The 24444-nt window shown below is 50.9% G+C and carries 26 protein-coding genes and 1 tRNA gene; 23 read left to right on the top strand and 4 right to left on the bottom strand.

The genetic code is table 11. From position 1 onward, the window contains the following. Positions 1-31: 31 nt before the first annotated feature. From secG to LZ463_RS16615, 18 genes are all read left to right on the top strand, one after another. Positions 32-421, top strand: a complete 390-nt coding sequence (gene secG, locus LZ463_RS16700) for a preprotein translocase subunit SecG (protein ID WP_241456944.1) — start codon at positions 32-34, stop codon at positions 419-421. A gap of 85 nt (positions 422-506) precedes the next feature. Next, positions 507-591, top strand: a tRNA-Leu gene (locus tag LZ463_RS16695). A gap of 127 nt (positions 592-718) precedes the next feature. Further along, positions 719-1087, top strand: a complete 369-nt coding sequence (locus tag LZ463_RS16690) for an NADH-quinone oxidoreductase subunit A (protein WP_241456943.1) — start codon at positions 719-721, stop codon at positions 1085-1087. Between the two features lie 6 nt (positions 1088-1093). Further along, the gene (locus LZ463_RS16685) at positions 1094-1570 is read left to right on the top strand and encodes a NuoB/complex I 20 kDa subunit family protein (protein WP_188565832.1); all 477 of its coding nucleotides are present in this window, start codon (positions 1094-1096) and stop codon (positions 1568-1570) included. A 29-nt stretch (positions 1571-1599) separates the two neighbouring features. After that, on the top strand, positions 1600-2196 hold the full coding sequence (locus LZ463_RS16680; protein WP_241456942.1) for an NADH-quinone oxidoreductase subunit C: 597 nt from the start codon (positions 1600-1602) through the stop codon (positions 2194-2196). Continuing rightward, the gene (locus tag LZ463_RS16675; protein ID WP_241456941.1) at positions 2196-3449 is read left to right on the top strand and encodes an NADH-quinone oxidoreductase subunit D; all 1254 of its coding nucleotides are present in this window, start codon (positions 2196-2198) and stop codon (positions 3447-3449) included. Before LZ463_RS16680 ends, LZ463_RS16675 begins: the two co-directional genes overlap by 1 nt. Before the next feature lie 37 nt (positions 3450-3486). Further along, entirely contained in the window at positions 3487-3972 is a 486-nt protein-coding gene (nuoE, locus tag LZ463_RS16670) for an NADH-quinone oxidoreductase subunit NuoE (protein WP_241456940.1), read from the top strand. Then, complete coding sequence (gene nuoF / locus LZ463_RS16665; protein WP_241456939.1) at positions 3972-5267, top strand: NADH-quinone oxidoreductase subunit NuoF; 1296 nt, start codon at positions 3972-3974, stop codon at positions 5265-5267. Before nuoE ends, nuoF begins: the two co-directional genes overlap by 1 nt. A 32-nt stretch (positions 5268-5299) precedes the next feature. Beyond that, positions 5300-7606, top strand: coding sequence for an NADH-quinone oxidoreductase subunit NuoG (gene nuoG, locus LZ463_RS16660; protein ID WP_241456938.1), 2307 nt, complete (start codon positions 5300-5302; stop codon positions 7604-7606). After that, a complete protein-coding gene (gene nuoH / locus LZ463_RS16655; RefSeq protein ID WP_241456937.1) occupies positions 7606-8670 on the top strand; it encodes an NADH-quinone oxidoreductase subunit NuoH in 1065 nt (354 codons plus the stop codon). The genes nuoG and nuoH overlap by 1 nt, the downstream gene beginning before the upstream one ends. Positions 8671-8682: 12 nt before the next feature. Further along, positions 8683-9171: an NADH-quinone oxidoreductase subunit NuoI gene (gene nuoI, locus LZ463_RS16650; protein ID WP_241456936.1), complete on the top strand. Its 489-nt coding sequence runs from the start codon at positions 8683-8685 to the stop codon at positions 9169-9171. A gap of 16 nt (positions 9172-9187) precedes the next feature. Further along, entirely contained in the window at positions 9188-9835 is a 648-nt protein-coding gene (locus LZ463_RS16645) for an NADH-quinone oxidoreductase subunit J (RefSeq protein WP_241456935.1), read from the top strand. Beyond that, entirely contained in the window at positions 9836-10150 is a 315-nt protein-coding gene (nuoK, locus tag LZ463_RS16640) for an NADH-quinone oxidoreductase subunit NuoK (RefSeq protein WP_241456934.1), read from the top strand. Positions 10151-10229: 79 nt separating this feature from the next. Continuing rightward, positions 10230-12281, top strand: coding sequence for an NADH-quinone oxidoreductase subunit L (gene nuoL / locus LZ463_RS16635; protein ID WP_241456933.1), 2052 nt, complete (start codon positions 10230-10232; stop codon positions 12279-12281). A 26-nt stretch (positions 12282-12307) separates the two neighbouring features. Next, on the top strand, positions 12308-13801 hold the full coding sequence (locus LZ463_RS16630) for an NADH-quinone oxidoreductase subunit M (RefSeq protein WP_241457060.1): 1494 nt from the start codon (positions 12308-12310) through the stop codon (positions 13799-13801). Positions 13802-13874: 73 nt separating this feature from the next. Further along, complete coding sequence (gene nuoN / locus LZ463_RS16625) at positions 13875-15359, top strand: NADH-quinone oxidoreductase subunit NuoN (RefSeq protein WP_241456932.1); 1485 nt, start codon at positions 13875-13877, stop codon at positions 15357-15359. Positions 15360-15370: 11 nt separating this feature from the next. Further along, a complete protein-coding gene (locus LZ463_RS16620; RefSeq protein WP_241456931.1) occupies positions 15371-15727 on the top strand; it encodes a DUF2818 family protein in 357 nt (118 codons plus the stop codon). After that, entirely contained in the window at positions 15720-16286 is a 567-nt protein-coding gene (locus LZ463_RS16615) for an NUDIX domain-containing protein (protein ID WP_241456930.1), read from the top strand. Before LZ463_RS16620 ends, LZ463_RS16615 begins: the two co-directional genes overlap by 8 nt. Positions 16287-16532: 246 nt before the next feature. Here the strand turns inward: LZ463_RS16615 and LZ463_RS16610 are convergent, their stop codons facing one another. After that, positions 16533-18155, bottom strand: coding sequence for an electron transfer flavoprotein-ubiquinone oxidoreductase (locus LZ463_RS16610; RefSeq protein WP_489686129.1), 1623 nt, complete (start codon positions 18153-18155; stop codon positions 16533-16535). A gap of 344 nt (positions 18156-18499) precedes the next feature. Here LZ463_RS16610 and LZ463_RS16605 point away from each other — a divergent pair, with 344 nt between their 5' ends. Together LZ463_RS16605 and LZ463_RS16600 are read left to right on the top strand one after the other, a co-directional pair. Next, a complete protein-coding gene (locus LZ463_RS16605) occupies positions 18500-19276 on the top strand; it encodes an SDR family oxidoreductase (protein WP_241456928.1) in 777 nt (258 codons plus the stop codon). After that, positions 19273-19719 carry an acyl-CoA thioesterase gene (locus LZ463_RS16600; RefSeq protein WP_241456927.1) on the top strand — a complete coding sequence of 149 codons (447 nt, stop codon included), beginning with the start codon at positions 19273-19275 and terminating at the stop codon, positions 19717-19719. The genes LZ463_RS16605 and LZ463_RS16600 overlap by 4 nt, the downstream gene beginning before the upstream one ends. 44 nt (positions 19720-19763) lie before the next feature. Here the strand turns inward: LZ463_RS16600 and LZ463_RS16595 are convergent, their stop codons facing one another. Then, positions 19764-20324: a LuxR C-terminal-related transcriptional regulator gene (locus tag LZ463_RS16595; RefSeq protein ID WP_241456926.1), complete on the bottom strand. Its 561-nt coding sequence runs from the start codon at positions 20322-20324 to the stop codon at positions 19764-19766. 174 nt (positions 20325-20498) lie between these two features. Here LZ463_RS16595 and LZ463_RS16590 point away from each other — a divergent pair, with 174 nt between their 5' ends. Both LZ463_RS16590 and LZ463_RS16585 read left to right on the top strand, forming a co-directional pair. After that, positions 20499-21200, top strand: coding sequence for a CoA transferase subunit A (locus LZ463_RS16590; protein WP_241456925.1), 702 nt, complete (start codon positions 20499-20501; stop codon positions 21198-21200). A gap of 18 nt (positions 21201-21218) precedes the next feature. After that, positions 21219-21860 (top strand): CoA transferase subunit B, encoded by a 642-nt coding sequence (locus tag LZ463_RS16585; RefSeq protein WP_241456924.1) that lies wholly within the window; start codon positions 21219-21221, stop codon positions 21858-21860. Between the two features lie 102 nt (positions 21861-21962). Here LZ463_RS16585 and LZ463_RS16580 read toward each other — a convergent pair whose 3' ends face one another. Both LZ463_RS16580 and LZ463_RS16575 read right to left on the bottom strand, forming a co-directional pair. Further along, entirely contained in the window at positions 21963-22487 is a 525-nt protein-coding gene (locus LZ463_RS16580) for a DUF3617 domain-containing protein (RefSeq protein WP_241456923.1), read from the bottom strand. A 106-nt stretch (positions 22488-22593) separates the two neighbouring features. Continuing rightward, positions 22594-23385, bottom strand: coding sequence for a 3-hydroxybutyrate dehydrogenase (locus tag LZ463_RS16575; protein WP_241456922.1), 792 nt, complete (start codon positions 23383-23385; stop codon positions 22594-22596). A 190-nt stretch (positions 23386-23575) separates the two neighbouring features. Here LZ463_RS16575 and LZ463_RS16570 point away from each other — a divergent pair, with 190 nt between their 5' ends. After that, positions 23576-24439, top strand: coding sequence for an alpha/beta fold hydrolase (locus LZ463_RS16570; protein ID WP_241456921.1), 864 nt, complete (start codon positions 23576-23578; stop codon positions 24437-24439). The last annotated feature ends 5 nt before the right edge of the window (positions 24440-24444 follow it).

Genomic DNA, 24444 nt, shown 5'->3' with positions numbered 1-24444 from the left:
TCTTGTAGTACTTATTTTTTGGATGTTTTGAATGCAAACTTTATATACGTTGGTTGTTGTTGTTCAGGTCCTGTCTGCTTTGGCAATTATCAGCCTGGTGTTGTTGCAGCATGGTAAGGGTGCAGATATGGGCGCATCTTTTGGTTCGGGTGCTTCGGGTAGTCTGTTTGGTGCGACTGGTTCCTCCAATTTTCTGTCCCGCGCGACAGGTGTTGCTGCGGCTATATTCTTTGCTGCGACCTTGGGCCTGGCTGTGTTTGGCAGCACCCGCAAGCCTGCTGGCGGTGTGATGGATGGTGTGACTATTGTCAAACCGGTCGCAAGTGCTTCCGCTGTCGCCGCATCCGTACCCGCAACTGCAACAGAGGCGGCGGCTTCTGCAGCCTCTGCTTCAGGTCAGTCTGGTCAAATTCCAAAATAATTTGATTTTACCCAGTAAAAAACATTGAATTGCTGCAATTGTGCGTTGAACAATGAGGCTATACATAGTAGAATGCTGGGCTTAGGCCGACGTGGTGAAATTGGTAGACACGCTATCTTGAGGGGGTAGTGGCGAAAGCTGTACGAGTTCGAGTCTCGTCGTCGGCACCAAAAAAATAGAGTCAGTTTTCTTTGCTGGCTTGGTCGAGGAAGTAGTTGTTTCTTGACGCTTAGTATCTTAGCTCAGTGTCATGAAGTGGCTTGCTTCAATCTGGCGTTCAATTACAGGTAGCCTAACGTGAACCTCGAAAATTATTTCCCAGTTCTTCTCTTTATTCTGGTTGGTATCGCTGTAGGTGTGGTGCCGCAAGTCTTGGGGCGTATTCTTGCTCCCTATAAACCGGATTCTCAAAAAAATTCTGCTTACGAATGCGGCTTTGAGGCATTTGAAGATGCGCGCATGAAGTTTGACGTGCGTTATTACCTGGTTGCGATTTTGTTTATCTTGTTCGACCTGGAAACAGCTTTCTTCTTCCCATGGGCAGTTGCCATGGGTGATATGCGTTCGCAGGGGTGGACGGGTTTTCTGATTATGCTCGGCTTTGTGCTGGAGTTCGCAGTGGGCTTTTGGTACATCTGGAAAAAAGGCGCTCTGGATTGGGAGTGATGAATTATGGCAATTGAAGGTGTATTGAACGAAGGCTTTGTAACAACGACTGCTGACAAGCTCATTAACTGGACGCGCACTGGTTCGATGTGGCCGATGACTTTTGGTCTGGCCTGTTGTGCGGTGGAGATGATGCACGCAGGTGCATCACGTTATGATCTGGATCGCTTTGGCGTGGTGTTTCGCCCATCGCCGCGTCAATCTGATGTCATGATTGTTGCTGGCACGCTGTGCAATAAGATGGCGCCTGCCTTGCGTAAAGTGTATGACCAGATGGCTGAGCCACGCTGGGTGATTTCCATGGGTTCCTGCGCGAATGGTGGTGGTTATTACCACTATTCCTACTCTGTCGTTCGTGGTTGCGATCGTATTGTTCCTGTCGATATTTATGTGCCCGGTTGCCCTCCGACAGCCGAAGCCCTGTTGTACGGCATCATACAGCTGCAAAATAAAATCAAACGTACCAATACCATTGCTCGTTAATCGCGTAATCGCCGGGGCAACAATAAATTATGACTACCAAACTGGAAAAACTTGAGGCAGCGGTAAGAGATGTCTTGGGTGATCGCATTCTTGAATTGAAGAATGCATTGGGTGAAATTACCATCGTCGTTTCTGCAGCAGCTTATCTTGATGTCATGCGCACTTTGCGCGACCATCCCGACACCAGCTTTGAAGAATTGATCGATCTTTGCGGCATGGACTATTCCGCTTATGGTGACGGTCTGTGGGAAGGTGCGCGTTATGCTGCAGTTTCTCATCTTCTCTCCATCAAGAACAACTGGCGTTTGCGCGTGCGTGTATTTGCAGTTGATGATGAAATGCCGGTTGTGCCTTCCCTGATTGATATCTGGAATGCGGCGAATTGGTATGAGCGTGAGGCCTTCGATCTGTTCGGTATTTTGTTTGATGGTCATAATGACTTGCGTCGAATTCTGACTGACTACGGTTTCATCGGTCATCCTTTCCGTAAGGATTTTCCAGTTTCTGGCTATGTTGAAATGCGCTATGACGCAGATCAAAAACGCGTCGTTTATCAGCCTGTCACGATAGATCCACGCGAAAATGTGCCGCGTGTAATTCGTGAAGAAAATTACGGGATGAAATAATGGCTGAGATTAAGAATTACACCCTGAACTTTGGTCCTCAGCATCCTGCTGCACACGGTGTGTTGCGTCTGGTGTTGGAGCTTGATGGCGAAGTGATACAACGTGCTGATCCGCATATCGGCCTGTTGCATCGTGCGACCGAGAAGCTGGCGGAGCAAAAGACTTTCCTGCAGTCCGTGCCTTACATGGATCGTCTGGACTATGTGTCCATGATGTCCAACGAGCATGCCTATGTGATGGCTATAGAAAAGATGCTGGGACTGGAAGTGCCTTTGCGAGCCCAGTACATTCGCGTCATGTTTGATGAAATCACGCGTCTGCTGAATCACTTGCTGTGGATAGGTGCGCATGCGCTGGACGTCGGTGCTATGGCGGTGTTTTTGTACGCTTTCCGTGAGCGCGAAGACCTGATGGATTGCTATGAAGCAGTCTCTGGTGCACGCCTGCATGCAGCTTATTATCGCCCGGGTGGTGTGTATCGTGATTTGCCGGATCAAATGCCGCAATTCACGACATCGACACTGAAGAACGAAAAAGCGATGAAGTTAATGAATGAAAACCGTCAGGGCTCTCTGCTGGATTTCATCGAAGACTTCACCAATCGTTTTCCTAAATACGTCGATGAATACGAAACCCTGCTGACCGATAACCGTATCTGGAAGCAGCGTCTGGTCGGTATTGGCGTGGTATCGCCTGAACGCGCCATGGCCATGGGCTTTACTGGCCCTATGCTGCGCGGTTCCGGCATCGAATGGGATTTGCGCAAGAAGCAGCCGTATGAAGTGTACGACTTGCTTGATTTTGATATTGCAGTGGGCGTGAATGGTGATAGCTATGACCGTTACCTGGTACGCGTGGAGGAAATGCGTCAGTCCAACCGCATCATCAAGCAATGCGTGGAATGGTTGAGAAATAACCAGGGTCCGGTCATTACCGACAACCACAAGGTTGCACCGCCACATCGCGTGAACATGAAGTCGAATATGGAAGAACTCATCCATCACTTCAAACTGTTCACCGAAGGTTTCCATGTTCCTGCCGGTGAAGCTTATGCCGCAGTAGAGCATCCAAAAGGTGAGTTTGGTATTTACCTGACCTCTGATGGTGCGAACAAGCCATATCGTCTGAAAATCCGTGCGCCAGGTTTTGCGCATTTGCAGGGTTTGGATGAGATGGCAAAAGGTCACATGATTGCTGATGCGGTAACCATCATCGGTACTCAGGATATTGTGTTTGGTGAGATTGACAGATAAAGCGATGCCCTGAGGGCGTCGAATCGAGGCATTGGCTATGGTGTTATCAGAGCAGGCATTTAAAAAAATTGATCGCGAACTGGCAAAGTTCCCGGCTGACCAGCGCCAGTCCGCTGTGATGGCCGCTTTGGCTATTGCCCAGGATGAAACTGGCTGGGTATCGCCAGAAGTCATGCAGACCCTGGCTGACTACATCGGCATGCCGGCAGTGGCCGTGCAGGAGGTCGCAACGTTCTACAACATGTACAACACCAAACCGGTGGGCAAATTCAAGATTTCTGTCTGCACCAACCTGCCTTGCGCCTTGTCTGGCGGTGAACGTGCAGCGCACCACTTGAAGCAGCGACTCGGTATTGATTACAAAGAGACTACTGCGGATGGTCAGTTTACTCTGGTTGAAGGTGAATGCATGGGAGCCTGCGGCGATGCACCTGTGATGCTGGTCAATAACAAACGCATGTGCAGCTTCATGTCGAACGACAAAATTGACGGTCTGGTCAATGAATTGAAAGAGGGTAAATAATGACGAGTCTGCATAATCGCCATATTAAGCCTTTGATATTGGCTGGCCTGGATGGCAAAAACTGGCATCTGCAAGATTACGTAGCACGTGGTGGCTATGAATCATTGAAGCGCATCCTCAATGAAAAAATACCGCCTGAGCAAGTCATTGCCGAGTTGAAGGCATCTTCCTTGCGTGGTCGTGGTGGTGCGGGTTTTCCTACCGGTTTGAAGTGGAGCTTCATGCCGCGTCAGTTCCCTGGTCAAAAATATCTGGTCTGCAATACAGATGAGGGCGAGCCTGGTACATTCAAGGACCGTGACATCATTCGCTATAACCCGCATGCCCTGATTGAGGGGATGGCCATCGGCGCTTACGCTATGGGCATCACGGTAGGTTACAACTACATCCACGGCGAGATTTTTGCTGACTACGATCGTTTTGAAGAAGCCATCGAAGAGGCACGTGCTGCGGGCATGCTCGGCGACAAGATCGCTGGTTCTGATTTCAATTTCCAGTTGCATGCTTTTCACGGCTATGGTGCTTACATCTGCGGCGAAGAAACAGCCTTGCTGGAATCGCTGGAAGGCAAGAAAGGACAGCCACGCTTCAAGCCGCCTTTCCCTGCCAGCTTTGGTTTGTATGGCAAACCAACGACGATCAATAACACAGAAACTTTTGCAGCCGTACCTTTTGTGCTGGCCATGGGCGGTGAAAAATACGCCGCGCTGGGTAAGCCGAATAATGGCGGCACCAAGATTTTCTCCATGTCTGGCGACGTAGCAAAACCAGGCAATTATGAAGTACCGCTGGGCACACCGTTTGCCACTTTGCTGGAACTGGCTGGCGGCATGCGTGACGGCAAAAAAATCAAGGCAGTGATCCCCGGCGGTTCTTCCATGCCAGTGTTGACCGGTGATGTGATGATGGCGACGGACATGGACTATGACTCCATCGCCAAGGCTGGCTCCATGCTGGGTTCTGGCGCTGTCATCGTCATGGATGAGACTCGCTGCATGGTTAAGTCCCTGTTGCGCCTGTCTTATTTCTACTTTGAAGAATCCTGTGGTCAATGCACCCCATGCCGTGAAGGTACCGGCTGGCTGTATCGCATGGTGCACAGGATTGAGCATGGTCAGGGTCGCCCGGATGACCTGGATATGCTCAACACTATCGCTGACAATATTCAGGGTAAGACAATTTGCGCCCTTGGTGATGCAGCGGCGATGCCAGTACGCGCGATGATCAAGAATTTCCGCGAAGAATTTGAATATCACATCGAGCATAAGCATTGCTTGGTGCCCACTTACATGTAAGCCAGCTTCGGTTAGCACACTTAGAGTAGACCATGGTTGAAATCGAAATAGACGGCAAAAAAGTCGAAGTCCAAGAGGGCAGTATGGTGATGGACGCTGCCAATAAGCTTGGCACCTACATCCCGCACTTTTGCTATCACAAAAAATTATCTATTGCGGCCAATTGCCGCATGTGTCTGGTCGAGGTTGAAAAAGCGCCGAAGCCTTTGCCTGCCTGCGCGACACCGGTCACGCCGGGCATGATTGTCCGCTCTTCCAGCGACAAGGCAGTAAAAGCGCAAAAAGCCGTGATGGAGTTCCTGCTCATCAATCACCCGCTGGATTGCCCTATCTGCGACCAGGGCGGTGAATGTCAGTTGCAGGATCTGGCTGTCGGTTATGGTGGTACGACTTCACGTTACGAAGAAGAAAAGCGTGTGGTATTCCACAAGGACGTAGGCCCCCTGGTTTCTATGGAAGAAATGAGCCGTTGCATACACTGCACCCGCTGCGTTCGTTTCGGTCAGGAGATCGCCGGTGTCATGGAACTGGGCATGCTCAACCGTGGTGAGCATTCTGAAATCACTTCTTTCGTTGGCAAAACCGTTGATTCCGAATTGTCGGGCAACATGATCGATCTGTGCCCGGTTGGCGCACTGACATCCAAGCCTTTCCGTTATTCTGCCCGTACCTGGGAATTGTCACGCCGTAAATCGGTCAGTGCCCATGATGGCCTGGGTTCGAACCTGATCGTTCAGGTCAAGAACAACAAAGTCATGCGCGTGGTTCCGCTGGAAAATGAAGAAATCAATGAGTGCTGGATTTCTGACAAAGATCGTTTCTCTTATGAGGCGCTGAACAGTGCAGAACGTCTGACCAAACCCATGATCAAGCAGGGTGGTCAGTGGCAGGAAACTGACTGGCAGACAGCCTTGGAGTATGTGGCGCATGGCCTGCGCAACGTCAAACATGAACATGGTGCTGATGCGATCGCTGCGGTTGCTGCTCCAAGTGCAACTCTGGAAGAACTGAGCCTCTTGCAACGCGTGGTACGCGGCCTGGGTTCCGATAATGTCGACTTCCGTCTGCGTCAGTCTGACTTCGCTTTGAATTCATCGATCAAACCTTGGCTGGGTGCCAGCATCGCCAAGTTTGCTCAGTTGAAAAACGTTTTCGTGATTGGATCCTTCCTGCGCAAGGATCATCCTTTGCTGGCGGCGCGTTTGCGTCAATCAGTAAAAATGGGTGCCAAACTCAGCGTCTTGAATGCGACCGATGATGACTTGCTCATCAAACTGGCAAACAATGCAGTAGTTGCACCTTCGCTGTGGACAGCTTTCCTGGCAGAAGTCGCCGTTGCGATCGCTGCGAAAAAAGAGATTTCCAAACCGGCTGGACTGGATACAGTACAGGTGTCTGCAACAGCAGAAGCGATTGCGACAAGTTTGCTGACAGGTAAAGCAGGTGTCTTCCTGGGCAACACTGCGTCTTACCATCCAGAAGCATCGAAGCTGCATGCATTGGCACAATGGATTGCAGAAAATACAGATGCAGATTTTGGTTACCTGACAGAAGCTGCGAATACTGTCGGCGGCTATCTGGCAAATGCTATTCCTGCCAATAATGCCAAGCCAGTATTTACTGAAGCCAAAAAAGCATATATCGTCTTGCATGCCGAGCCTATGCTCGACAGTGCGCATCCGGTACAGGCCAAGGCTGCACTGGACCAGGCTGACATGGTGGTCGTGATGTCGCCATTCAAGCATGGCGCTGAATATGCCGACGTGTTGCTGCCAGTTTCCCCATTTACTGAAACAGCAGGTACTTTTGTCAATTGCGAAGGCCGTGCACAGAGTTTCCATGGTGTTGTCAAACCTTTGGGTGATACACGTCCAGCATGGAAGGTATTGCGTGTACTGGGTAATCTGCTGGGGCTGGAAAATTTTGATTTTGAAACAGCTGAAGCAGTGCGCGATACTGTGCTGGGCGGAACAGATTTGACGGCACAATTGAACAATCTGGCCAAATTGCTGCCTTCACTGGGTGGCAGTGCAGGCAGCGGACTGGAGCGTGTCGCTGATGTTGGCATCTACAGCACTGATGCAGTGGTGCGTCGTGCAGAGTCATTGCAAAGAACAGCGGATGCGCGTGCGCCACAAGCCTGGATCAGTGTGGCTCAGGCTGGCAAACTCGGCGTAGTTGACGGTGACATGGTCAGACTCAGTAAAACCGGTTCCATGCTGGTTCCTGTTGGAATTGACAAATCCCTGCCTGAAAACGTCGTCCGTATTGCGGCTGGTCATATGCTGACTACCAGTCTGGACGGTATGTTCGGTGCTATCAATCTGGAGCGTGCATAATGAATTTGCTGCTCACTATTCAGGAATTTGGTCAGCAACACCTTGGTGTTCTCTGGTTGCCCCTGTGGACTCTGATCAAGATAGTCTGCATCACCTTGCCGGTGATGGGTTGCGTTGCTTATCTGACCTTGTGGGAACGCAAGATGATAGGCTGGATGCATATCCGTCTTGGCCCCAACCGTGTAGGGCCGGCAGGTTTGCTGCAACCTATCGCCGATGCGGTCAAGCTGTTGCTCAAGGAAATCGTCATTCCTGCCAAGGCCAACAAGGTCTTGTTCGTACTGGCGCCTATCATGACCATCATGCCCGCGCTGGCGGCCTGGTCCGTGATTCCATTTGGACCAGAAACCGTATTGGCCAATGTCAATGCCGGTTTGCTGCTGGTGATGGCAATTACGTCGATGGAAGTCTACGGTATCATCATCGCCGGTTGGGCATCGAACTCCAAGTATGCATTCCTCGGCGCCATGCGTGCATCAGCACAGATGGTGTCCTATGAAATCGCCATGGGTTTTGTGCTGGTTATCGTGCTGCTGGTGTCCGGCAGTCTGAACATGACTGATATCGTGAATGTCCAGACCCGCGGTTATTTTGCCAGCATGGGTGTCAATTTCCTGTCCTGGAACTGGCTGCCTTTGTTGCCGATGTTTGTGGTGTATGTGATTTCCGGTATTGCGGAAACCAACCGCCATCCATTTGACGTGGTTGAGGGAGAATCCGAGATCGTTGCCGGTCACATGGTTGAATACTCGGGTATGTCGTTCGCGATGTTCTTCCTGGCTGAATACGCCAACATGATTTTGATCTCCGCTATGGCTTCGCTGATGTTCCTTGGTGGCTGGTCTGCGCCATTCAGTTTCCTCGGCTTTATTCCAGGCTGGATCTGGCTGGGCATCAAGACTTTTGTTGTGGTTTCCATGTTCATCTGGGCACGTGCATCTTTCCCACGCTATCGCTATGACCAGATCATGCGCCTGGGCTGGAAGGTGTTTATCCCGTTGACTCTGGTGTATCTGGTGATTGTTGCAGCATGGATGCAAACCCCATGGAATATTTGGAAGTAAGAGGCTAAAAAAATGGAAGCAATCAAGGATTTTTTTGGCAGCCTGATGCTGCGCGAATTGATCAAGGGCCTGGCCCTGACCGGTCGCTATATGTTCGCCCGCAAGATTACGGTGCAATTTCCTGAGGAAAAAACGCCGCAGTCACCACGTTTCCGTGGTCTGCATGCTTTGCGCCGTTACCCGAACGGGGAAGAGCGTTGCATCGCTTGTAAATTGTGCGAGGCAGTTTGCCCGGCCATGGCCATTACGATCGAATCTGACCAGCGTGCCGACGGTAGTCGTCGTACTACCCGCTACGACATTGATCTGACCAAGTGTATTTTCTGCGGCTTCTGCGAAGAATCCTGTCCGGTCGATTCCATCGTGGAAACACATGTACTGGAATACCACGGTGAAAAACGCGGCGATCTGTACTTCACCAAAGAAATGTTGTTGGCTGTTGGTGATCGCTACGAGCCACAAATTGCAGCAGCGCGCGCCGCTGATGCCGCATACCGCTAACTGGACCTGGTTCGATATGGAATTTACTACTGCTTTATTTTATGTATTCTCGGCGATCATGTTAGTCGCTGCGATTCAGGTTATTTCGGCACGCAGCCCTGTGCATGCAGCCCTGTTTCTGGTTCTGGCCTTTTTCAATGCAGCTGGCATCTGGATGCTGCTCAAGGCGGAGTTCCTGGCCATCGTGCTGGTACTGGTCTATGTCGGCGCGGTCATGGTGCTGTTCCTGTTTGTGGTGATGATGCTCGATATTAATCTCGACAAACTGCGCGAAGGTTTCTGGAGTCATTTCCCACTGGCTGCTGCTGTTGGTGTGATTGTCATTCTGGAAATGATTGCAATTTTATTGCGTGGTTTCCTGCGTCCTGACAACCATGTCCCTGCTGCTGCAGACAAGATAGGCAACACCAAATACCTGGGTCTGGAGATTTTCCACAAATATCAGTACGCATTTGAAGTCGCTGCTGCCATTCTGTTGCTGGCCATTGTTGCTGCAGTTGCACTGACTTTGCGTCGCCGTAAAGACAGTAAATACTTTGACCCGGCTGCGGCTGTCAAGGTGAAGAGCACTGACCGTGTGCGCATCGTCAAGATGAAGGCAGAATCTGATCGTGTCGATAATAACGAAACTGCCACGGCAGCTACCGTGAAGCAGGAGGGCTAAATGGCTTTGACATTGACTTTGACACATTACCTGATATTGGGCGCAACTCTGTTCGCCATCTCTATCGTAGGTATTTTCCTCAATCGTAAAAACATCATTGTTTTGCTGATGGCGATTGAATTGATGTTGCTGGCTGTGAATATCAATTTCATTGCGTTCTCCCATTATCTGGGTGATGCGGCAGGGCAGGTATTTGTTTTCTTCATCCTGACTGTTGCGGCTGCTGAATCCGCTATTGGTCTGGCGATCCTGGTGGTGCTGTTCCGTAATCTGGACACTATCAATGTCGAAGATCTTGATGCACTAAAAGGATAATGGTACGGATAGCCGCTTGCTGCGGCATCCGATATGCGCTGGCGATTTAAGAAAAGTAATAAGCTAACAAAGGGTCATCATGGCGGGGCAACTTAACCCACAACTATTATTGGCAGTACCACTGGCGCCTCTGGCCGGGTCTGCTATTGCAGGTCTGCTAGGAACAAAGTTTTTTGGCAATGTGGTCGGACGCAAGGTGTCGCATACAGCGACCATACTTGGGGTATTGATTGCGTTTGTCATTTCCTGTATGACTTTGTCCGCCGTGATCGATGGTGCGACATATAACGCTACCTTGTATCAATGGATGAATGTCGCCGGTCTGAAACTGGAAGTCGGCTTCATGGTCGACAGCCTGACTGCCATGATGATGTGCGTGGTGACTTTCGTGTCGCTGATGGTGCATATCTACACCATAGGCTATATGGCTGAAGATGATGGCTATAACCGTTTCTTCTCGTATATTTCCCTGTTCACTTTCTCGATGTTGATGCTGGTCATGAGCAACAACTTCCTGCAATTGTTCTTTGGCTGGGAGGCTGTCGGTCTGGTGTCTTATTTGCTGATCGGCTTCTGGTATACCAAGCCGACGGCAATTTACGCCAACATGAAAGCCTTCCTGGTCAATCGTGTGGGTGACTTCGGTTTCATTCTGGGTATAGGCTTGCTGGTTGCAAATACTGGCTCCATGAATTATCTGGAAGTATTCGCCAAGAAAGAAGAACTGGCACGCATGTTGTTGCCGCATACTGAGTGGATGCTGATCACAGTCGCCTGTATCTGCCTGTTCATCGGCGCCATGGGTAAGTCTGCTCAGTTCCCGCTGCATGTCTGGTTGCCTGATTCCATGGAGGGCCCGACCCCGATTTCTGCGCTGATCCATGCGGCAACGATGGTGACTGCCGGTATCTTCATGGTGTCGCGCATGTCGCCCTTGTTTGAATTGTCGGACACAGCCTTGTCCTTCATCATGGTGATTGGTGCGATTACAGCCCTGTTCATGGGTTTCATGGGCATCATCCAGAACGATATCAAACGTGTGGTGGCTTATTCCACGTTGTCTCAACTTGGTTACATGACGGTTGCGCTGGGTGCCTCGGCCTATTCGGTTGCGGTATTCCATCTGATGACGCATGCTTTCTTTAAAGCCCTGCTGTTCCTAGGGGCCGGTTCCGTGATTATCGGCATGCACCATGATCAGGATATCCGCAATATGGGTGGTCTGAGCAAGTACATGCGCATCACCTGGCTGACTTCCCTGGCCGGTTCCCTGGCATTGATCGGTACGCCTTTCCTGTCCGGCTTCTATTCCAAGGACAGTATTATCGAAGCAGTGCAGGCCAGCCATTTGCCGGGAGCAGGTTTTGCACAGTTTGCCGTGTTGGCGGGTGTTTTTGTCACTGCTTTCTATTCTTTCCGCATGTATTTCCTGGTCTTCCATGGCAAGGAAAACTTTGGCAAGGCACATGCACATGATCACCACGACGATCACCATGCTGCTGATGATCATCATGACGATCACCACCATGGTCTGGCCCCGGGTCAGAAACCGCATGAGTCACCGATGGTGGTCTGGTTACCGCTGGTGTTGCTGGCTATTCCTTCGTTGTTCATCGGTTACTTTGCGATCGAGCCGATGTTGTTTGGCGGTTTCTTTGATAATGTGATTGCAGTCAATCATGCACATCATGCCATGCACGAGCTGAAAGAAGAATTCCATAGCCCTGCGGCAATGGCATTGCATGCGTTCAAGACGCTGCCGTTCTGGCTGGCGTTGATTGGTGTGTTGACTGCCTATGTGTTTTATCTGCTCAAACCTGGAATTCCGGCCGCCATCAAGAAGGTGCTCAGCCCACTGTACACCTTGCTTGACAATAAATACTACATGGATCGTTTCAACGAGATCGTATTTGCTGGCGGTGCACGCCTGCTTGGTACCGGCCTGTGGAATGTCGGCGACAAGGGGCTGATTGATGGCCTGCTCGTCAACGGTAGTGCGAAACTGGTTGGCTGGGGCTCAAAACTGATACGTCATCTACAGAGCGGTTATATCTACCACTATGCGTTTGTAATGATTTTGGGCGTGATGGGATTCCTGGCTTACACAGTGCTGTTTCCCTTTGCTAAATAAGTGACCACGGCTATAAAAAGATAAATATTATGCAGTCAACTTCTACTCTACTTAGCCTCGCGATCTGGTTGCCGATAGCCTTCGGTATTTTCGTGCTGGCGTTTGGTCGCGACGATAATCCTGGACTGGTACGCGGTGTGTCCCTGATCGGCTCGATCGCCAGTTTCATTGTGACGCTGCCCTTGATCAAATATTTCGACAATACCGCGCATGGTATGCAGTTTGTCGAGAAATTTGCATGGATAGATCGCTTTAACATTTTTTATGCACTTGGCATTGACGGTATATCCTTGTGGCTGATACCTCTGACGGCTTTTATCACTGTCATCGTTGTCATCGCTGCATGGGAAGTCATTGAAAAGCAGGTTGCCCAATACATGGGTGCCTTCCTTATTCTGTCCGGCCTGATGATAGGTGTGTTCTGTGCGATTGACGGCATGCTGTTCTATGTCTTCTTCGAGGCCACACTGATCCCGATGTATATCATTGTCGGTGTCTGGGGGGGACCAAATCGCGTCTATGCGGCATTCAAGTTCTTCCTGTACACCCTGATGGGCTCCTTGCTGACCTTGATCGCCATCATTTACCTGTACCTGAAGGCGGGTCATTCGTTTGATATCCTGGCATGGCATAAACTGCCGTTGCCGTTGTCTGTCCAGATCATGCTTTTCTGTGCCTTCCTGATGGCGTTTGCGGTCAAGGTCCCGATGTGGCCAGTACATACCTGGTTACCAGACGCTCACGTGGAGGCACCTACCGGTGGCTCTGTCGTACTGGCTGCCATCATGTTGAAACTTGGTGCTTATGGTTTCCTGCGGTTCTCTTTGCCTATCGCACCGGATGCAAGTCATTACATGGCTGGTTTCATCATTACCTTGTCGCTGATCGCCGTTATTTATATCGGCCTGGTCGCCCTGGTGCAAAAGGATATGAAAAAGCTGGTGGCTTATTCTTCCATTGCGCATATGGGTTTTGTGACTCTGGGCTTTTTCATGTTCAATGACATGTCAGTGCAGGGCGCAATCGTACAAATGATTTCCCATGGCTTTATTTCTGGCGCCATGTTCCTGTGTATCGGCGTCCTGTATGACCGTGTGCACTCACGTGAAATTGCTTCTTATGGCGGCGTGGTAAAAACCATGCCCAAGTTTGCAGCCTTGTTTGTGCTGTTTTCCATGGCTAACTGCGGCTTGCCAGCGACTTCCGGTTTCGTTGGTGAATTCATGGTGATCCTGGGTGCTGTACAGTTCAATTTCTGGATAGGCATGCTGGCGGCGACAGCGCTGATTTTTGGCGCAGCTTATTCCCTGTGGATGGTAAAGCGTGTTGTGTTTGGTGAGATCACCAACGAACACGTCGCACATTTGACAGACCTGAACAAGCGCGAATTTTTCATGCTCGGTGTCCTGGCGATCGCCGTACTGTTCATGGGCTTGTATCCCGCGCCATTTACAGATGCAATGCAGGTCTCGGTGTCTGATTTGTTGAGACATGTAGCAGTTCCAAAGCTGGTACCCTGACCGAGGATATGGATAAGCACGCCACAGGATTTCGTTTCGGATGAATGTGGCAGCAGATCAATGCTTGTAACAAATGAATAATATGAACCTGATACCACTTTATCCTGAAATCTTTTTGCTGCTGGCCATTTGCGCCATCTTGCTTGTTGATATGTTTTTGCCGGACAGCAAACGGAATGTCACCTATGCCCTGAGCATACTGGCGTTGACGATCTGTGGTGTCATGACAGTTGCGCTGGCCGACCCGGTCAAGTCGGAATATGTCGGCAACAACATGTTTGTATCCGACCCGATGTCGGCCTTGTTGAAATTGTTCTCGTACATTGCCATTGGCGTTACCCTGATCTACTCGCGCCAGTACGTCAGTGACCGTGGCATGACCAATACCCAGCTGGGTGGTGAGTACTATGCATTGGCCTTGTTTGCCTTGCTCGGTCAAATGGTGATGATTTCCGGCAATAACTTCCTGATCATCTATCTTGGTCTGGAGTTGATGTCCTTGTCCCTGTATGCGCTGGTTGCCCTGCGTCGTGACCATACCGTATCGACAGAAGCAGCGATGAAGTACTTCATCCTTGGTGCGCTGGCATCCGGTTTCATGTTGTATGGTATCTCCATGATTTATGGTGCGACTGGTTCCCTGCAGTTGAGCGAAGTGGCACTGAAAGCCGCCAGCCCGACGGCTAACAAGACCATCCTGGTATTTGGCATTGTGTTCCTGGTTGCCGGCCTGGCGTTCAAACTTGGTGTTGTGCCTTTCCATATGTGGGTGCCGGACGTTTATCAGGGTTCGCCGACAGCCGTTACCCTGCTGCTCGGTGGTGCACCCAAACTGGCGGCATTTGCCATTACTTTCCGTATGCTGGTTGAAGGTTTGTTCTCACTGGCGGTTGACTGGCAGCAGATGCTGGTGGTGCTGGCGGTGATGTCCATGGCGATTGGTAACCTGACCGCTATTGCGCAGACCAATCTCAAGCGTATGCTGGCCTATTCGACGATTTCACAAATGGGCTTCATGTTGCTGGGCTTGTTGTCCGGTGTTGCCAATGGCAGTTCTGATCTGGCAGTGGATGCCTACAGTTCATCCATGTTCTATAGCATTACTTACGTCTTGACGACCCTGGGTACCTTCGGCGTGATCATGTTGCTGGCACGCTCAGGTTTTGAAGCAGAAAACCTGGACGACCTGAAAGGTCTGAACAAGCGCAGCCCATGGTTTGCACTGGTCATGCTGTTGCTGATGTTCTCACTGGCAGGTATTCCACCTTTGATGGGTTTCTATGCCAAGCTGTCAGTGCTGGAAGCTGTGTTGTCAACACAGAAGATCTGGCTGGCAATAGTTGCTGTAGCCTTTTCACTTATCGGTACTTTCTATTACCTGCGCATAGTCAAACTGATGTATTTCGACGAGCCTGTTGACGATACACCTATCGTGGCAAGCCCTGACATGCGTATGGTATTGAGTTTTAATGGCCTGATCGTGCTGGTCATGGGTATGATGCCAGGTTCGCTGATGACAGCGTGTGTCAGCGCGATTTCCAATACGCTTAAGTACTGATATCGTCAGCAGTGGGTAATTCGGCATCTACCTGGTTGGTCATTGTGTTGGCAGTTCTTGCTGCCAACCTGCCTTTCCTGAACGAACGCTTTCTTGCGATTATTGCTTTGGGGCGTTTTTCCAAAGCATCAGTCCCAGATGACGCTGTGCATACAGGTCAGCCTTCCATATCAAAACCGATGTGGTTGCGTCTGCTGGAACTGATCATCCTGTATTTTTGTGTTGGCGGCATAGGTTTCATGCTTGAATCTGCTGCTGGCAATCGCTTCCCGCAGGGCTGGGAATTCTATGCCATCAATGCCTGCCTGTTCCTGGTACTGGCTTTCCCCGGATTTGTGTATCGCTACCTGAGACGCCGCCATGACTGAGAAAGTCGTCAGCAAGCTAGATCTGGAAGAAACCAGGGTCAGTAGTGAGCTGGTGTATGAAGGCAGCTTTCTCAAGGTAGACAAGGATGTGGTAACTTTGCCTGATGGTCAGACGGCCACACGCGAATACATACGTCACCCCGGCGCCGTCGTCATCATCCCTCTGTTTGATGATGGTCGCATTCTGCTGGAAAAACAGTTCCGTTATCCCTTGCATCAAGTCTTTATTGAATTCCCAGCTGGCAAGATAGATGCAGGTGAAGACCCCTTGCTGTGCGCTCAGCGCGAGTTGCGTGAAGAAACCGGATACACCGCCAGCGACTGGTCTTTTGTCTGCACTATACACAACGCCATTGCCTATTCAGACGAACATCTGGACATTTACCTGGCCAAAGGCCTGACAGCAGGGCAGGCAGCCCTCGATGAGGAAGAATTCCTCGAAGTATTCACCGCCACACTGCCAGAAATGCTGGACTGGATCAAATCCGGCCAGATCACCGATGTAAAAACCGTGATAGGCACATTCTGGCTGGAGAAAATTCTGGCTGGTAAGTGGTGATTGCAGGTTAGCAATTAGGGATTTTGATGCAAAGAGTCTGCAAACGAACTTAAAACAAAAGCCGCTGATCAGCGGCTTTTGTATTGAAAATCCACACCAAACGACAAACACATACAGTACGTCAAGAAGGCCCGAGTAAGCGTAGCGAGCAGTGCTAGTTTGAGTTAATAAGCGCAGTCGTACAAGCGTACGACGAGCATCGCTGACTCAAAATTGCGCTGCGCAGTAGCTTAGTCAGGTCTTCGACTACATGTTTGGATAATTGGGGCCTCCACCACCTTCAGGTGTTACCCAGACGATGTTTTGTGTTGGGTCCTTGATATCACAGGTTTTGCAATGCACGCAGTTCTGCGCATTGATTTGCAGACGGTCTGCACCTTCTTCGGTTTTCACGAATTCATATACACCGGCAGGGCAGTAGCGCGATTCGGGTCCGGCAAATTTTGCCAGATTCACCGACACCGGCACATCCGCATTTTTCAGCGTCAGATGAATTGGTTGGTCTTCGGCATGATTGGTGTTGGAGATAAACACCGATGACAGACGGTCAAAGGTGAGCTTGCCATCCGGTTTGGGGTAGACGATAGGTGTGAATTCTGACGCCGGACGCAGGCATTCATGATCGGCCTTGCTATGATGCAGAGTCCATGGTGCCTTGCCGCGCAAAACGACCTGGTCCAGCCACACCAATGGTGAGCCATAAGTGCCGCGCTTCAACAATGGTTTGACATTACGTGCTGTGTACAGTTCTTCATGCAGCCAGGATTGCTCAAAGGCTGTCGAATAGCTGCTCAATTCGTCATGCTGTCGATTCGCACCCAGTGCTTCAAATGCTGCCGTGGCGGCCAGCATGCCGGTCTTGATAGCGGCATGGCTGCCCTTGATGCGGCTCATGTTCAGGAAGCCGGCATCACAACCTATCAGTGCGCCACCAGGGAACACCAGTTTTGGCAGTGATTGCAAGCCCCCTGCTGTGATGGCGCGGGCGCCATAAGATATACGCTTGCCGCCCTCAAAGAAACCGCGAATGGCTGGATGGGTTTTCAGGCGCTGGAATTCTTCATAAGGCGACAGGTAGGGGTTTTCATAGGCCAGGCCAACGACGTAGCCAACGGCGACCAGGTTGTCTTCCAGGTGATACAGGAAAGAGCCACTGTACTGGTCCATCAATGGCCAACCGGTGGTATGAACGACCAGACCGGGTTTATGCAGCTTGGGGTCAATTTCCCACAGTTCCTTGATACCTATGCCATAGGATTGCGGATCCTTGCCCTTGTTCAGGTCATATTTGGCGATGACCTGTTTACCCAGATGACCGCGAGCCCCCTCGGCAAACAGGGTGTATTTGGCATGCAATTCCATGCCCAGCTGAAAGGAAGAGGTAGCCTGGCCATGACGGTCCACACCCATATTGCCAGTGGCTACGCCTTTGACTGAACCATCGTCGTTGTACAGGACTTCTGCTGCCGCAAAACCGGGGAACACTTCCACGCCCAGGGCTTCGGCTTGCTGACCCAGCCAGCGCGTGACATTGGCCAGTGAAATAATGTAATTGCCATGGTTTTCAAAGCAGGCGGGCAATGCCCAGTTTGGGGTTCGGAAGGCTTTGTTCTCGGTCAGTATCAGGACACGGTCTTCTGTCACTTCTGTATGGAGTGGCGCACCCATTTCCTTCCAGTTGGGAAAAAGTTCGGTCAGCGCTTTCGGGTCCATGACGGCACCGGACAAGATATGGGAGCCAGGTTCTGCACCTTTTTCCAGTACGCAGACAGATATCTCGGTTCCTTTTTCTGCGGCCAGTTGTTTGAGTTTGATGGCGGCTGACAAACCCGCGGGGCCACCACCGACAACGACGACGTCATATTCCATGGCGTCGCGGGGGCCGTACTGTTCAAGTATGCTTTGTGTCATGGCTAGTTTTCACTTTCTGAATATTTTCGAACGGGCGTGCTTATTTGTTCACAGCATGTTATCTGCTGTTGATGTATTGCGCAAGCGAGGGGGTACTCGACTTTTTCTTCCAAAGGATGCGCGAAATACACGGAATTATCGCAGAGCCAACTTTGGTATGCATCAAGATACTAAGTATTAGTACGGAAATTTCTGTAAAAATCTTCAACTAATTCAAATCCATACAACACAAGCATAATCAGTATGTCATCATAGCGAATGATAGAGTAGTAAGCTTATTCCAATTAATTGTGGAGATTCAGATGGGCATAGAAGTCAATTTTGAAGGCAAGATTGCGCTGGTGACGGGCGCTTCCAGTGGTTTGGGTGCGCGCTTTGCCAAAATTCTGGCGCAGGCCGGGGCACAGGTCGTGCTTGCTTCTCGCCGGATAGACAGGTTGAAGGAATTGCGCGCCGAGATTGAGGCCGAAGGCGGTGCTGCACATGTGGTCGCACTTGACGTGACTGACTATGGCAGTATCAAATCTGCGATTGCGCATGCGGAGACAGAAGCTGGTCCTATCGACATCCTGATCAATAATTCAGGTGTATCAACCACGCAACGCCTGGTCGATGTCACGCCCGATGATTACGCCTATGTCATGGATACCAATCAGCGCGGGGCCTTCTTCGTTGCACAGGAAGCCGCAAAGCGCATGATTGCCCGTCACAAGGGGGATCCGAAAAAGCAGCACCGCATCATCAATATCGCTTCGGTGGCTGGTCTGCGCATATTGCCGCAAATAGGCATTTACTGCATCAGCAAGGCGGCTGTGGTCCATATGACCAAGTCCATGGCAGTAGAGTGGGGTAAATATGGCATCAATGTGAATGCGATTTGCCCTGGCTATATTTCTACGGAGATCAATTCTGACTATTTTGGCACAGAAGCCGGCAAGAAACTGGTCGATATGCTGCCAAGAAAACGCGTTGGCGTACCAGAAGATCTTGATGGTCTTTTACTCTTGCTGGCAGCAGAAGAATCACGCTTCCTCAACGGCGCCATCGTTACTGCAGATGACGGAATGAGTGTGCAATGATAGAGAATAAGGTTACGGAAAAGAAGCTGGTCTATACCGTCACCATTCCTATCCGATGGGGCGATATGGATGCCATGGGCCATGTCAACAATACTGTGTATTTTCGCTATATGGAGCAGGCGCGCATAGAGTGGCTGTCCATGATGGGCTGCCTGCCTGACGAGCATGGCAATGGTCCCGTTATTGTCAATGCTTATTGCACCTTCAAGAAGCCCCTGAAATACCCGGGTCAGGTCGAAGTGTGTACCTATATCGGCGCAGCAGGGCGCAGCAGTTTTGAAACCATACAGGAAATGCGTTCTGTCGGTGATGGCTATGCCCTGTATGCCGAGGGAGGGGCCAAGGTAGTCTGGGTCGCAGCCGAAACAGGCAAGTCAGTCACTTTACCCGAAGCCATCAAGCAAAAACTGAATGAGCTGAAAGCGGCCAAACGCAAGAATTGAGGGCGGTAACAGGGTACTGGTGGGGCAGTAAGGGGGGCAAGGCGTCAGCGCATGATCCCCAGCAGCTTGTGGACCAGTTCGCTGGAGGTGGCTGAGTTGAATTTGCGCATCAGCTTTGCCCTGTGCATTTCCACTGTCCTGGGGCTGAGGTTGATCTGGCGTGCGATCAGCTTGCTGGTCTTGCCCTCGACCAGGAGAGCGGCAATTTCGCGTTCCCTGGGGGTCAGTTCGGCACTGACCGGACGTTTGGCGCTCAGGTCTTCAAAAGTCCAGATGCCGGCAGCATGAGGGTCGTCTTTGGACAGGCCGCGCCCGGAAACGTGGCACCAGAATAATTCCTGGTTAGCGCGTTTCATGATGCGTTCGTCCGAGTAATAGCCTTTGGCGTTCATGATGGGGGTAATGCGTGCTCCGGTGCGTTCAAATTCATCCGGACTGGGATAAAGCACCAGAAAAGACTGCCCAAGCAATTCGTCTTTTTTATAACCAAACATCTTGGCCAGGTCATTATTGCAAGCCTGGATGATGCGATTCTGCGACACGCACATGCCCACAGGGGCATGCTGGAATATGGATTCAAAATCTATGGGCTGTACAGCATTCATTTCCGTGATCCGCTGATAGGTTTGCACGCAGTTGACAATAAAGGCGTATTTTTACGGTATTGCGCAGTATAACGCAGCATCATATCCTGTAAGGCTAGAGATGAGTTCGGCAAGCACCGGCTTTTTAAAACCAGTGGCTTGCATAACATATTTAAAACCAAGGAAGGGGACAAGATGGACAAGGTTTATCCTGACGCAGCTAGTGCGCTGGCCGATATCATGAAAGATGGCCAGACCATAGCCGTGGGTGGTTTTGGCTTGTGCGGCATACCTGAGGCACTGATCGCAGCCTTGCGCGACTCCGGTGTGAAGAACCTCACTGCAATCTCAAACAATGCCGGTGTTGACGGTTTTGGCCTGGGGCAGTTGCTGACAACCCGCCAGATCAAGAAAATGATTTCCTCCTATGTTGGTGAGAACAAGGAATTCGAACGTCAATACCTGTCTGGCGAACTGGAACTGGAATTTACGCCACAAGGTACGCTGGCTGAAAAACTGCGCGCCGGCGGCGCCGGTATACCGGCATTTTTTACCAAGACTGGTGTCGGCACCATTGTTGCCGAAGGCAAGGAAATCCGTGAATTTGACGGCCAGAAATACGTGATGGAGCGTTCACTGGTGTCCGATGTGTCGCTGGTCAAGGCCTGGAAGGCTGATAAGGCCGGTAATCTGGTCTACCGCAAGACTGCGCGCAATTTCAATCCCAATGTCGCCATGGCAGGCAAGATTACGGTTGCCGAAGTCGAAGTGCTGGTCGAAACCGGTGAACTTGATCCGGATGAAGTCCATACACCAGGTATTTTCGTGCAGCGCATCGTTGTCAATGCCACACCCGAAAAACGCATAGAACAGCGCACCGTACGCCCATCGAATTAAGACAGCAGGAGACAAGACATGGCATGGAATCGTGATGAAATGGCTGCGCGCGCAGCACAGGAATTGCAAGACGGGTTTTACGTTAATCTGGGCATAGGCTTGCCAACCCTGGTGGCTAATCATGTGCCGGCAGGTATGGAAGTCTGGCTGCAGTCAGAAAATGGCCTGCTCGGAATAGGCCCTTTCCCGACCGAAGAAGAAGTTGATCCTGACATGATCAATGCAGGCAAGCAAACGGTAACGACTTTGCCTGGCTCGTCGATATTCAGCTCGGCTGATTCTTTCGCCATGATACGCGGTGGCAAGATCAACCTGGCTATTCTGGGTGCGATGCAGGTCAGCGAGTTTGGTGACCTGGCCAACTGGATGATTCCCGGCAAGATGGTCAAGGGCATGGGCGGAGCGATGGATCTGGTCGCCGGTGTCGGTCGTGTAGTCGTCCTGATGGAGCATGTGGCCAAGGGCGATGCGCACAAGATACTGAAAGCCTGCAATTTGCCTTTGACAGGCGTTGGCGTGGTTAACCGCATTATCACTGACCTCGGTGTCATTGATGTCACCCCGGCAGGTTTGAAACTCGTTGAGCTGGCCACAGGCGTCAGCAAGGAAGAGATTATTGCCAAGACTGAGGCAACACTGGACGTCAGCGCTATTGCCTGATGCCGCTGCCTGGCAGTAAATAGAGAAAACAACAAAAGGCCGGTGCATTCATTCACACCGGCCTTTTGTTATTGAAGACTGTCGAAACTCTCTGCCGAGGATTTATTTTTTTTGCGGCATGGGAAAAGGTTTGGTGTCACCGCAGTCGCTACCCAACCATTTGCCAGTGGTTTCCATATGCTGATTGATCGGTTTGCCGCGCGAAGTGCCGTTGAAATCATAGATTGAATTTACACTGTCTGGTGTCATGCTGCCTTTGACTGTGCCTGTGCCTTTCATGTCCGGGGATTCGCAGACTATTTCGGCTGTGTAAGTGTTGCCCGAGCGGTTAAAACTCTTGTTCTGGCAATGTTGTTCACGACCACTGGCAGGAGGCTTGTCCTGATCAACCATCTCCTTGGTAAAACAAACCTTGTGTACCATGGCGCCATTTTGCATGTCAGGCATTTTGACGCCCATCTGCTTCATTTTTTCCAATTGTTCAGGCGGGATTTTTGGCATGGCTTTCATGGCATCTGACTTGGTTGTCATCTCCCATAGTCCAGGCTTCATTTTGTCCGCTGCAGCGCAAGTGGCGGCATTCAGTAAAATTGCAGAAACCAGGATGATGCGCATAGCAGTGTGCATGGGTACTCCTTATTCATATCAAATGAGTGCTGCAACTATACCTCTGCGCAAGGGGCAGGGCCAGTGAAACACAATGCTTTGTTGTATCCTGGCCCTGGTTTGCGGGCTATTGAGCGACCCAGCCACCATCCATATTCCAGGCTACGCCACGTATCTGATCGGCTGCCGTGCTGCAAAAAAACACCGCCAGGGCACCTAATTGCTCTGGCGTGACGAACTCACCCGAAGGCTGTTTTTCAGCCAGCAGGCGTTTTTTTGCCGTTTCGTTGTCCACGTTGTCTTTTTCGGCGCGGGCATCGACCTGTTTTTGCACCAGCGGTGTCAGTACCCAGCCTGGACAGATGGCATTGCAGGTAATACCTGTTTGTGCAGTCTCCAGCGCCGTGGTCTTGGTAAAACCGACCAGTCCATGCTTGGCGGCCACGTAGGCGGATTTCTGTGCCGAGGCGACCAGGCCATGGACAGAGGCCAGATTGATGATGCGCCCCCAGTTCTTTTGCTTCATATATGGCAGAGCCAGTCGGGTAGTGTGGAAGCATGACGTCAGGTTGATGGCGATAATGGCATCCCATTTGTCGACCGGGAAGTCTTCGATATTGGCGACATGCTGTATGCCGGCATTGTTGACCAGGATGTCTACGCCGCCAAAGCTGCTGGCAAAGTCCATCATTGCTTCTATTTCAACGGCTTTGCTCATGTCGGCATTATGATAGGCGGTGCGGACGCCAAATTCTGTTTCGACAGATGTTTGCAGCTTCTGTATCTCCTGCCTGTCACCGAATCCATTGAAAATGATGTTGGCGCCCTCGGCAGCCAGTGAGCGTGCTATGCCCAGGCCTATGCCAGAGGTGGAGCCCGTAACAAGGGCTGTCTTGGTTGTGAGGGAAGCTGCTGGCATGTCGACTCCTGAATGTTGGTTTTTTGGGATAGCTGCAAAATTTACGCTTTTTTGCCTGAATCGGAATAAAATTGGCATTATTGCAAATATCGTTTTGCTTAATTAAGCCGATTCAGGGCGGATAACAATGATTTTAAGGCCAACGAACGGTAAAATGTCGTAGTAAAAATACTGTTCACAAGGATGATCTATGCAGGCCAGACGCAAAACGCTGCAATGTATCTCGCCTTCCGGCTTGCATACCATGTCGTATAAAGAGTGGGGAGATCCGCTCAATAAGAAAGTCCTGATCTGCGTCCATGGTGTCACGCGGGTGGCGGATGACTTTGATGCCCTGGCTGCTGCGCTGTGTCAGCATTACCGCGTGGTTTGCCCCGATGTGGTCGGGCGCGGTCATTCTGGCTGGTTGCGCAATCCCGTGCACTATCAGATACCGCAATATGTCAGTGATATGGTGTGCCTGCTGGCACGCCTTGATGCCGAGATCGTGCACTGGTTTGGTACCTCGATGGGCGGCCTGATAGGAATGAGTCTGGCAAGCCTGCCTGATAATCCCATCAGCAAGCTGATATTGAACGATGTCGGCCCGGTGCTCAATCCTGAGGCCTTGGCCAGGATAGGCGACTATATAGGCCAGGATGTACGTTTTGCCACATTTGCAGAAGCACAGGAATATATCAAGGCGATTTCGATCTCTTTCGGGCCACACAGTCCTGAACAGTGGGAAAAACTGGCACGTGATGTGCTACGTCAAAATGAACAGGGGCAATGGGTGCGACACTATGACCTTGGCCTTGCAGTGCCAATCAAAGCCAGTACGCCGGAAATGGCGCTGGCGGCCCAGAGTTATCTTTGGGCGGCATATGACGCCATACAATGTCCAACCTTGCTGGTACGTGGTAGCGAGTCTGATCTGCTGACAGCCCAATCCGCACACGAAATGAGCCAGCGCGGCCCCAAAGCGAAACTGGTTGAGTTTGCCGGGGTAGGGCATGCGCCGACTTTTGTGCAAGCGGAGCAGATTGCTGTGGCAGTTGATTTTTTGTTGAACTAAATTTG

Origin of the sequence: Undibacterium paludis (assembly GCF_022568815.1) — a bacterium.
In the GTDB taxonomy this organism is placed as follows: Bacteria; Pseudomonadota; Gammaproteobacteria; order Burkholderiales; family Burkholderiaceae_D; genus Undibacterium.
The sequence above is the reverse complement of the archived record's forward strand: the minus strand, read 5'-3'. Positions and strand labels throughout refer to the sequence as shown.

Bases quoted from the DNA above. Each gene is read 5' to 3' on its own strand.
- secG (WP_241456944.1), top strand. From the start codon at position 32: ATGCAAACTTTATATACGTTGGTTGTTGTTGTTCAGGTCCTGTCTGCT.
- LZ463_RS16685 (WP_188565832.1), top strand. From the start codon at position 1,094: ATGGCAATTGAAGGTGTATTGAACGAAGGCTTTGTAACAACGACTGCT.
- LZ463_RS16680 (WP_241456942.1), top strand. From the start codon at position 1,600: ATGACTACCAAACTGGAAAAACTTGAGGCAGCGGTAAGAGATGTCTTG.
- LZ463_RS16675 (WP_241456941.1), top strand. From the start codon at position 2,196: ATGGCTGAGATTAAGAATTACACCCTGAACTTTGGTCCTCAGCATCCT.
- nuoE (WP_241456940.1), top strand. From the start codon at position 3,487: ATGGTGTTATCAGAGCAGGCATTTAAAAAAATTGATCGCGAACTGGCA.
- nuoF (WP_241456939.1), top strand. From the start codon at position 3,972: ATGACGAGTCTGCATAATCGCCATATTAAGCCTTTGATATTGGCTGGC.
- nuoG (WP_241456938.1), top strand. From the start codon at position 5,300: ATGGTTGAAATCGAAATAGACGGCAAAAAAGTCGAAGTCCAAGAGGGC.
- nuoH (WP_241456937.1), top strand. From the start codon at position 7,606: ATGAATTTGCTGCTCACTATTCAGGAATTTGGTCAGCAACACCTTGGT.
- nuoI (WP_241456936.1), top strand. From the start codon at position 8,683: ATGGAAGCAATCAAGGATTTTTTTGGCAGCCTGATGCTGCGCGAATTG.
- LZ463_RS16645 (WP_241456935.1), top strand. From the start codon at position 9,188: ATGGAATTTACTACTGCTTTATTTTATGTATTCTCGGCGATCATGTTA.
- nuoK (WP_241456934.1), top strand. From the start codon at position 9,836: ATGGCTTTGACATTGACTTTGACACATTACCTGATATTGGGCGCAACT.
- nuoL (WP_241456933.1), top strand. From the start codon at position 10,230: ATGGCGGGGCAACTTAACCCACAACTATTATTGGCAGTACCACTGGCG.
- nuoN (WP_241456932.1), top strand. From the start codon at position 13,875: ATGAATAATATGAACCTGATACCACTTTATCCTGAAATCTTTTTGCTG.
- LZ463_RS16615 (WP_241456930.1), top strand. From the start codon at position 15,720: ATGACTGAGAAAGTCGTCAGCAAGCTAGATCTGGAAGAAACCAGGGTC.
- LZ463_RS16610 (WP_489686129.1), bottom strand. From the start codon at position 18,155: ATGGAATATGACGTCGTCGTTGTCGGTGGTGGCCCCGCGGGTTTGTCA.
- LZ463_RS16605 (WP_241456928.1), top strand. From the start codon at position 18,500: ATGGGCATAGAAGTCAATTTTGAAGGCAAGATTGCGCTGGTGACGGGC.
- LZ463_RS16600 (WP_241456927.1), top strand. From the start codon at position 19,273: ATGATAGAGAATAAGGTTACGGAAAAGAAGCTGGTCTATACCGTCACC.
- LZ463_RS16595 (WP_241456926.1), bottom strand. From the start codon at position 20,324: ATGAATGCTGTACAGCCCATAGATTTTGAATCCATATTCCAGCATGCC.
- LZ463_RS16590 (WP_241456925.1), top strand. From the start codon at position 20,499: ATGGACAAGGTTTATCCTGACGCAGCTAGTGCGCTGGCCGATATCATG.
- LZ463_RS16585 (WP_241456924.1), top strand. From the start codon at position 21,219: ATGGCATGGAATCGTGATGAAATGGCTGCGCGCGCAGCACAGGAATTG.
- LZ463_RS16580 (WP_241456923.1), bottom strand. From the start codon at position 22,487: ATGCACACTGCTATGCGCATCATCCTGGTTTCTGCAATTTTACTGAAT.
- LZ463_RS16575 (WP_241456922.1), bottom strand. From the start codon at position 23,385: ATGCCAGCAGCTTCCCTCACAACCAAGACAGCCCTTGTTACGGGCTCC.
- LZ463_RS16570 (WP_241456921.1), top strand. From the start codon at position 23,576: ATGCAGGCCAGACGCAAAACGCTGCAATGTATCTCGCCTTCCGGCTTG.